General features: G+C 65.7%; 2 protein-coding genes. Both read right to left on the bottom strand.

The genetic code is table 11. The features are described 5' to 3' along the window. A partial coding sequence (locus AB0M11_RS41325) for an ABC transporter substrate-binding protein (RefSeq protein WP_365714149.1) occupies window positions 1–734 on the bottom strand: 734 nt, incomplete at its 3' end. Between the two features lie 87 nt (window positions 735–821). Beyond that, window positions 822–1,121, bottom strand: a 300-nt coding sequence (locus AB0M11_RS41330) for an ABC transporter permease subunit (protein ID WP_365714151.1), incomplete at its 5' end; no start/stop codon positions are given.

Here is a 1,121-nt window from a genome sequence, read left to right on the forward strand (position 1 = left end):
CCCTTCTTGGACACCACGTCGTAGCCCGCCATGGCGAGCGCGTACGGCAGGTCCGGGTGCGGGGTCTTGAAGTGGAAGACGATGGTCTTCGCGTCAGGCGTCTCCAGGATGCTGTCCGGCAGGTGCTTGCCCTTGTACGGGCCGTCCGGCAGCAGCTTGCGGTAGTCGGCGCCGTTGGTGTTGGCCAGCCACTGCTGCAGGTAGGTCGGGCCCTGGTTGATGAAGGGCGCGAAGAGCCGCTCGAAGGTCTGGCGGAAGTCCGCCGACGTGATCGGCGTCCCGTCCGAGAACTTGATGCCGTCCTTCAGCGTGTACTTCCAGGTCTTGCCGCCGTCCGTGGTGGTACCGGAGTCGGTGGCGAGGTCACCGACGACCTCGTGGCCTACGCCCTTGTTGTCGGTGGACTTGTAGCCGGTGAGGCCGCGGTGGATCAGCGTGGCGAGCGAGCCCTCGTCGGAGACGTAGATCTGACCCGGGTCCAGGTGCGCGTAGGAGTCACGCTGCAGCACCTCCAGGGTGCCGCCGGTCTTCGCGCCCGGCACGGCGGCCGCGGGACCTGTCGAGTCCTTGGCATCGCCGAACTTGATCGACGCCTGCTGCTGTTTGGCGTTCTGCTGGTCCTTCTTCTCGCTGTCGCTGGCACTGCTGCCGCCCTTGCTGCAGCCGGTGAGCACGAGTGCCCCCGCCGCGAATACCGACAAAGCGGCGTATGCATGGCGTCCGCCCCTACTCATCACTGAACTCTCCACCCATCTGTGTGTACGCCGGTGCGAAGGAAATGGCCGTGCGGAATCCGGGCGCGGACGCCCATCAACTGTCGGTCAGCGAGCCGTCTTCGGGTCGAAGGCGTCCCGGACCGAGTCCCCGAGCAGGTTGAAGGCGACGACGAAGACGACCATCGAGACGCCGGGGAAGAACATGTACGTGATGTCGTTCTGCAGCACGAGCTCGGTCGAGGCCTTGGAGAACATCTGACCCCAGTCCGGGGTGGGCTCCACGATGCCGACACCGAGGAAGGACAGACCAGCCTCGATCGTCACGAAGCTCGGCAGCATGTACGTGGCCTGCACCAGCAGCGGCGTCACCACGTTCGGCAGGATCTCCCTGCGGATGATCCGCCA

This window comes from Streptomyces sp. NPDC051987 (assembly GCF_040680735.1).
GTDB lineage: Bacteria > Actinomycetota > Actinomycetes > Streptomycetales > Streptomycetaceae > Streptomyces.